The following is a 6,545-nucleotide window of genomic DNA, read 5'->3' on the forward strand; positions in this document are numbered from 1 at the left end:
CCCACATTGGAGCTGTGTGAACCTCATCAAATGTAGAACTCCCACATTGGAACTGTGTGAACCCCCATCAAATGTAGAACTCCCACATTGGAACTGTGTGAACCCCATCAAATGTAGAACTCCCACATTGGAACTGTGTGAACCCCATCAAATGTGGGAGCGGGCTTGCCCGCGAATGCGGTGGGTCAGGCAGCTCATGCATTGACTGACACGCCCCTTCGCGAGCCAGCCCGCTCTCACATTTGGATCTCTGTCAGGTCGTTAAACCGGATTATTTACCGAGCTTACGCAACTCATCCGACTCCACCACCCGCACCCCATCCTGCTCTTCCAGCGCCAGGCGCCACATGGCGCGGGCCAGTTCGCACACTTCGATGCCGTGGTATTTGCCCGGGATCAGTCGCGACAGCGGCCCGGCCAACTGTTCTGCCAGGCGCGGCTCCAGCCGTTCCCCCAGCAACAACGAGGGCCGCACGATGGTCAGTTGCGGCCAATCCTGGGCTCTCAATGCCTGTTCCATTTCGCCTTTGACGCGGTTGTAGAACACCGAGGATTTTGGGTCGGCGGCGATCGCACTGATCACGATCAGGTGCCGTGCGCCCATCTCCCGCGCGCGCTTGGCGAAGGCCACGACCATGTCCAGGTCGACGGCGCGGAAGGCGGCTTCGGAGCCGGCCTGCTTGATGGTGGTGCCCAGGCAGCAGAAAGCGAGATCCACCCGGCCACTCAACTGCGGCAGGAACACCGCCGGGTCGCCCACCGGGTTTTCCAGGTGCGGATGTTCGGCCAATGGCTTGCGGCTGGGTGCGAGCACGCGGGTGACGGTGGGTTCGTTGAGCAGGCGATCGAGCAGGTGTTCGCCGGTAAGGCCGGAGGCTCCGGCGAGCAAGATATGCTGAGGCGTCAGGTACATGGTGTTTCCCCCTTGTTACACAGTTCAGCTTAGTTGCCTTTGGCTTCCTTGCTATTCATTGAGACGCTTTCCAGCGCCTTTCGTGCCTGCTGTTTGCGTAATAGTTGCCAGTGGGCGATGACGCCCTTGGGGGCCCAGATCTGCGGTTCGGAGGCTTCGAAGTTGTCCGCCTGTTCGCGTTCGGCCACATGCAGTTGCGCCAGCTTGAAGGCTTGCTGCAAGTCGTCGGTCTGGTTGAAGGCTTGGGCGAAGAGGGCATCGCCGAAGTAGGTGAAGTCGGCTTCCTCGGAGCAACCGAAGGACACTCGGTCGGCCCGCGAGGCGGTCATGATCAGCGTGCGTTCATCTTTCAGGGCCGGGATGAAACCGCCGGAATAGCAGGCGGAAATCACCACGATCTTGTCGCGATTCTTCAGCGGTGCCAGGACAGCGGCCAGCTCATCGGCCGGCAAGTCGGCCAGCTCCATGCGCGGTTGGTCCAGCACCAGTTCGTGTTCATGGGTGCCGTGGCTGGTCATGTAGATAAACACCAGGTCTTCCGGGCCGGTGCGTTCGGCCAGGGTTTGCACGGCGCGACGCAGGCTTTCGCGGGTGGCCAGGGGGCGGTCGGCGATGTGGTCGCGGTGATTGACCAGGCGAATCTGCCCACGCGCGCCGAAGCGGGTGGCGAGCATGTTGCTGACGTAATCGGCTTCGCGCAGGAACACACTCTGCTTGCCATCGCCGGCCACGGCCAGGGTGTACAGCTCGACGGCGGGGGTGGAGGCTGGGACGGCGGCGAGGGCGGCGTCGAGCAGGTGGCCTTGGGCCAATACACCGATTTCCAGTGGGTCGGGCAACAGTTTGCCGTCGGCATCACGCACGCGCATGCCGTTCACCCAGGTGCCGGCCTGTACGGTGCCGTCGGTGAGCACGAGGGTGCCTTTGCCTTGATAATTGTCGCTGTCGAAGCCGCCGATATAGAAACTGCCGTCTGTAAGGTTCAGGCGGCCTTCACCGGTAAAACGCCAATCGCTGAATTGGCCGACATAGTGGCTGCCGTCGACGCCGATCAACTCGCCCTTGCCGCTGAGCGCGCCTTCCTTGAACTGGCCGATCCACACGTCGCCGTCGGCGTTCTCATAACGACCTTTGCCGTTGAGCTGGTTCTGCTTGAACTGGCCGACGTAAATATCGCCATCGGCGCTGTTGAAGGTGCCGTTGCCTTCCAGTTGGCCATCGACGAAATGGCCGCTGAACTGGTTGCCGCTGTCGTCGTTGCGCTGGCCTTCGCCGTTCGGTTTGCCGTGGGCGAACTGGCCCTGGTATTGGCTGCCGTCCGCCAGCTCCAGGCGACCGAGGCCGGAATACTGGTCGTCCTTGAACTCGCCGCGATAGGTCATCTGCCCCTCTTTGAGGGTGCCTTCGCCATTGCGTCGACCGTTCTTGAAGCCTCCCACATAGTGGCTGCCCGCCGTGGTCAGGCTGCCCTGGCCCTCGAACAGGCCCTGCTGGAACTGGCCTTTATAGACTTCGCCATTGCTGCCATGCCACTCGCCCTGGCCGTGCCACTGGCCTTTGTCGAACTGGCCGGCGTACCAACTGCCGTTGGGATAGTCCACGCGTCCCTGGCCTTGCAGCAGACCATTGACCACATCGCCCCGGTAACGGCCGCCGTCGGGCAGGCGCGCATCGGGCGGCAACAGCGATTCGCCGTCTCCGCAAGCGGTGAGCAACAGGGCAAGGGCAAGGGGAGCGAGTGGGCGCATAGCGGGATCCGGATAATTGAGCGCCGAGTATGCCGCAGCTGCGGGTTTCATACATAAATTTACATCTGTTGTGGTGAGGATTTTACCTCTCCACAGACCCGTAGGAGCCGGCTTGCCGGCGATGGCGCAGGCATTCGGGGGGAATGCGGCGGCTGTGCGTTTTTCGCTGGCAAGCCAGCTCCTACAGAGGGGGGCGGGGGTTACACGAAGTAGAGTGACAACGACTCCGCAATGTAGGCTGGTTTTTCCTGCCCTTCGATTTCCAGGGTGGCGGTGGCCTTGAGCAGCCATTGGCCAGGTTTCTTCTCGGTGACGTCATTGAGCGTCACGTTCAGGCGCACCTTGGAGTTGACCTTCACTGGCTGGATAAACCGCACGCTGTCCAGGCCATAGTTGACGGCCATCTTCAGGCCCTCGGGCACGATCAGCAGGTCTTCCATCAGCTTGGGCATCAGCGACAGCGACAGGAAGCCGTGGGCGATGGTGCTGCCAAACGGGGTTTGCGCGGCCTTGACCGGGTCGACGTGGATGAACTGATAATCGCCAGTGGCCTCTGCGAACAGGTTGATACGCGCCTGGTCGATGGTGAGCCATTCGGAACGTCCCAGTTCCTTGCCGACATAATCTTTGAGCTGCGCTACGGGTACATAGGGCATTGCGTCTCTCCTTGGTTCATCGGTGCTGTTTTTATGGGTTACAGAGAACCAATGTAGATCATCATGGGCAATCAGCCCGGTCAACCCACCATGCTTTTGGCGAATGCCGATCCATAGGGCTGGCGTGCTTATAATGCGGGCGAGTCCTGAGGGGGAAGAACGGATGCTGTTACGTGGCCTGACCTGGCTGGTGCTGTTTCAACTGATCGGCACCGCGATCAACCATTTGCTGTTGCCGGTGCTGCCGGGGCCGATCATCGGGTTGCTGCTGATGCTGGGCTTTCTGGTGTGGCGGGGCGAAGTCGGCGAGCCACTGAGCCTGGCGGCCAGCAGCCTGTTGCGTTACTTGCCGTTGCTGCTGGTGCCGCCAGCGGTGGGGGTGATGGTGTATGCCAATGACATTGCCGCTGATTTCTGGGCCATTGCCGGTGCGCTGGTGCTGTCGCTGGTGATCGCCATGGGCTTTGTCGGCGTGCTGATGCAGCAGATGGTCAAGCGCAAGGAGAAGGATCAATGACCTTCGACGGGTACGGCGCGTGGACCGCGGTGATTCACCATCCCTTGTTCGGCATCGGCATCACCCTCGGCGCGTATCAGCTGGTGCTGGCAGGTTTCGAGAAAACCCGCTGGATCTTCCTGCAACCGGTGCTGGTCTCCATGTTGCTGGTGATCGGCGTGCTGATCAGCTGTGGCCTGAGCTACGCCGAGTACCGCAAGAGCACCGAAATCATGGGCATCCTGCTGGGCCCGGCGACGGTGGCCCTGGCGGTGCCGCTTTATCTGAACCTGCGGCGCATTCGCCAATTGTTCTGGCCGATTTTTACTACGCTGGTGATAGGCGGGGTGTTGGCCACTGGCCTGTGTGTCCTGCTGGGTGAGTGGTTTGGCGCCGAACACATGATGTTGATGACCATGGCGCCCAAGTCGGTGACGTCGCCGATCGCCATGCTGGTGGCCGAGCAAATTGGCGGTGTAGCCGCGCTGGCCGCAGTGTTTGTGCTGATCACCGGCGTGATCGGTGCAATGATCGGCCCGGCGTACCTGTCACGCCTGGGGGTGCACAGCCCCGAGGCGCGCGGCATGGCCCTGGGCATGACCGCCCACGCCGTCGGTACTTCGGTGGCCCTGCAGGAAAGCGAAGAGTGCGGCGCCTTTGCAGCGCTGGCCATGAGTCTGATGGGCGTGGCCACGGCGGTGTTCCTGCCGCTGGCCGTGTCGGTGATCGTTTAAACCGGGTTTAAGGAAACCTTTATGAGTCTGGCGCTGTTCCCGCTCAATACCGTGCTGTTCCCTGGCTGCACCCTCGACCTGCAGATATTCGAGGCCCGCTACCTGGACATGATCAGTCGCTGCATGAAAAAGGGCGAAGGCTTTGGCGTGGTGTGCATCCTCGACGGCAAGGAGGTAGGCATGGCCCCGGACGGCTACGCGCTGATCGGCTGTGAAGCGCTGATTCGCGACTTCAAGCAGCAGGACAATGGCCTGCTGGGGATTCGCGTCGAAGGCGGCCGCCGGTTCCGGGTACGCGACGCCGGTGTGCAGAAGGACCAATTGCTGGTGGCCGAGGTGCAGTGGCTCGAAGAGCTGCCGGACCAGCCGCTGGAAGAAGAGGACGCCGACCTGCTGGCGCTCCTCCAGGCGTTGGCCGAGCACCCGATGGTCGCCTCGCTGGACATGGACGCTCACGCTGAGGGGCAGCAGGCCTTGGGCAACCAGTTGGCGTACCTGCTGCCTTTCACCGAGGCCGACAAGATCGACCTGCTGCAACTCGACGACCCGCAGCAGCGGCTGGATGCGATCCAGATGTTGCTCGACGAGTTGCAGGGTGAACTGTTCACCTAATAGGCGTAGCGCAGCAGGGCGTGAGGCGTGCCGGTGAGGGCGATGAAGCTCAGCACCGCGACCAGCGCCGGCAACAACAGCCACCAGGCCTTTTGCGACATCGCCGGCAGTGGGCGTCGATACTGACTGACGCCCAGGCTGAACGCACACACGGTCATCGCCAGCAGCGTACCGGCCAGGATGTCCGTGGGCCAGTGGGCGCCGAGATAGACCCGCGACAGCGCGATGAAGGCCGCCGGAATACAGCCCAGCAGCATCCAGGTCAGGCGCAGGCGGATCGGTTGCCCGCGACCGGCCAGGATCGCCAGCGCCAGGAAAAATGCGAACGCGCCGGACGCGTGGCCGCTGGGCATGCTGAAGCTGGTCAGTGGGTCGGTGAGGATTTCCGGGCGGCCACGGGCGAAGAACAGTTTGGTGCCCGTGTTGATCACCGCCGCACCGGCGAGGGTCACACCGACAAATATCGCATGACGCCATTGCCGCGCCAGTAGCAGCAGGCCGGTAAAGATGGCGCTGGCCACGAACATCTTCTTGAACTCGCCCAGTTGGGTGATGCGCACCATCACTTCGTCCAGCCAGGGGCTGCGGTGTTCCTGTACCAGGGCGCTCAGGCCCTGGTCAAAGTCATTGAGGTGGGGATAGCCGATAAACAGGGCGATCAATACCGTCAGGCTGGCGCAGCCGATCCACAAGGTGGCGCGACGATGGCCGCGCAGGCTGCTGTTCAGGCTCAACCCCACCACCACCGCGATACAGGCGGCGACGATACCGGCTTCAGGCCAGAAACCTTCGGGTAACGGCAGACGGAACGCGGCACCGGTCGCCCAGCCTGGCAGCAGGTAAGCCACCGACCAGCCCGCCGCGGCCACGATGCTCACCGCCGCGAAGCGCGGGAAGGGCATGTCGCACATCCCGGCCACCATCGGCAGCATGGGCCGCAGCGGGCCGATGAAACGTCCGACCAGCAGGCTGGCGATGCCGTACTTGTGGAAGTAGGTTTCTGCGCCGTTCATCCACTCAGGGTGGTGACGCAAGCCGGGCAAGCGCCGGATGTTCTGGTGGAAATGTCGCCCCAGGTAGTAGGAAACCCCGTCACCCAATAGTCCGCCGAGGAACCCCAGCAGCAGGGTTTCGCTCAGGGACAGCGCACCGCTGCCGGCGAGAGCGGCAATGGCAAACAACAATACCGTGCCCGGCACGATGAGCCCGGCGATGGCCAGGCATTCCACGCAGGCGACGATAAACACTGCGACCGCCAGCCATTCGGGATTCAGGGTCAGCCAGCCGGTAATGCCATCGAGCCATTGGCCCATACAATCCACTCCATCCAGGTTCGTACACCTTGTAGGAGTCCGGCTTGCCGGCGATGGCGGCCTTGAGATCGCC

The 6,545-nt window shown here is 62.4% G+C and carries 7 protein-coding genes; 3 read left to right on the top strand and 4 right to left on the bottom strand.

Going from position 1 to position 6,545, the window contains the following annotated elements:
* Positions 1–271: 271 nt before the first annotated feature.
* The 3 genes from BM70_RS0130770 to BM70_RS0130780 all read right to left on the bottom strand — a co-directional run bounded on the left by BM70_RS0130770 (position 272) and on the right by BM70_RS0130780 (position 3,317).
* Entirely contained in the window at positions 272–913 is a 642-nt protein-coding gene (locus BM70_RS0130770) for an oxidoreductase (protein ID WP_025859567.1), read from the bottom strand.
* A gap of 29 nt (positions 914–942) precedes the next feature.
* On the bottom strand, positions 943–2,661 hold the full coding sequence (locus tag BM70_RS0130775; protein WP_025859568.1) for a C13 family peptidase: 1,719 nt from the start codon (positions 2,659–2,661) through the stop codon (positions 943–945).
* A 200-nt stretch (positions 2,662–2,861) separates the two neighbouring features.
* Positions 2,862–3,317, bottom strand: coding sequence for a MaoC family dehydratase (locus BM70_RS0130780; protein ID WP_025859569.1), 456 nt, complete (start codon positions 3,315–3,317; stop codon positions 2,862–2,864).
* A 163-nt stretch (positions 3,318–3,480) separates the two neighbouring features.
* Here BM70_RS0130780 and BM70_RS0130785 point away from each other — a divergent pair, with 163 nt between their 5' ends.
* The 3 genes from BM70_RS0130785 to BM70_RS0130795 are packed head-to-tail and all read left to right on the top strand — an operon-like array spanning position 3,481 to position 5,159.
* The gene (locus BM70_RS0130785; RefSeq protein ID WP_025859570.1) at positions 3,481–3,834 is read left to right on the top strand and encodes a CidA/LrgA family protein; all 354 of its coding nucleotides are present in this window, start codon (positions 3,481–3,483) and stop codon (positions 3,832–3,834) included.
* Positions 3,831–4,547, top strand: a complete 717-nt coding sequence (locus BM70_RS0130790) for an LrgB family protein (protein WP_025859571.1) — start codon at positions 3,831–3,833, stop codon at positions 4,545–4,547. Before BM70_RS0130785 ends, BM70_RS0130790 begins: the two co-directional genes overlap by 4 nt.
* 21 nt (positions 4,548–4,568) lie before the next feature.
* Positions 4,569–5,159 (top strand): LON peptidase substrate-binding domain-containing protein, encoded by a 591-nt coding sequence (locus BM70_RS0130795; RefSeq protein ID WP_025859572.1) that lies wholly within the window; start codon positions 4,569–4,571, stop codon positions 5,157–5,159.
* Here the strand turns inward: BM70_RS0130795 and BM70_RS0130800 are convergent.
* Positions 5,156–6,472, bottom strand: a complete 1,317-nt coding sequence (locus tag BM70_RS0130800) for a bifunctional DedA family/phosphatase PAP2 family protein (protein WP_025859573.1) — start codon at positions 6,470–6,472, stop codon at positions 5,156–5,158. The two genes, BM70_RS0130795 and BM70_RS0130800, sit on opposite strands and share 4 nt — an antisense overlap.
* Positions 6,473–6,545 lie beyond the last annotated feature (73 nt).

Origin of the sequence: Pseudomonas sp. CHM02 (assembly GCF_000612585.1) — a bacterium.
Lineage (GTDB): Bacteria > Pseudomonadota > Gammaproteobacteria > Pseudomonadales > Pseudomonadaceae > Aquipseudomonas.

Bases quoted from the DNA above. Each gene is read 5' to 3' on its own strand.
- BM70_RS0130770 (WP_025859567.1), bottom strand. From the start codon at position 913: ATGTACCTGACGCCTCAGCATATCTTGCTCGCCGGAGCCTCCGGCCTT.
- BM70_RS0130775 (WP_025859568.1), bottom strand. From the start codon at position 2,661: ATGCGCCCACTCGCTCCCCTTGCCCTTGCCCTGTTGCTCACCGCTTGC.
- BM70_RS0130780 (WP_025859569.1), bottom strand. From the start codon at position 3,317: ATGCCCTATGTACCCGTAGCGCAGCTCAAAGATTATGTCGGCAAGGAA.
- BM70_RS0130785 (WP_025859570.1), top strand. From the start codon at position 3,481: ATGCTGTTACGTGGCCTGACCTGGCTGGTGCTGTTTCAACTGATCGGC.
- BM70_RS0130790 (WP_025859571.1), top strand. From the start codon at position 3,831: ATGACCTTCGACGGGTACGGCGCGTGGACCGCGGTGATTCACCATCCC.
- BM70_RS0130795 (WP_025859572.1), top strand. From the start codon at position 4,569: ATGAGTCTGGCGCTGTTCCCGCTCAATACCGTGCTGTTCCCTGGCTGC.
- BM70_RS0130800 (WP_025859573.1), bottom strand. From the start codon at position 6,472: ATGGGCCAATGGCTCGATGGCATTACCGGCTGGCTGACCCTGAATCCC.